The 205-nt window shown below is 34.6% G+C and carries 1 pseudogene; it reads left to right on the forward strand.

The features are described 5' to 3' along the window. Positions 1-35: 35 nt before the first annotated feature. Positions 36-205: pseudogene (locus tag LOK41_RS29430) on the forward strand (IS4 family transposase); the annotation flags it as partial.

The following is a 205-nucleotide window of genomic DNA, read 5'->3' on the forward strand; positions in this document are numbered from 1 at the left end:
TTCTGTAGAATCATAGGAAAGGATGGCGTTTTTGTATGTCTATTTCTGTAGCTGATGAATTACAACTATTTGCTCAAGAAATTCAAAACTTCTTATCTCCCAATATTTTACGAGATTTTGCTAGAGAGGTTGGTTTTGTACAACGAACCAGTAAGTACCAAGCAAAAGATTTAGTCGCTTTATGTGTATGGATGAGCCAAAATGT

Origin of the sequence: Bacillus sp. TL12 (assembly GCF_022625245.1) — a bacterium.
Classification (GTDB): Bacteria; Bacillota; Bacilli; order Bacillales; family Bacillaceae_G; genus Bacillus_A.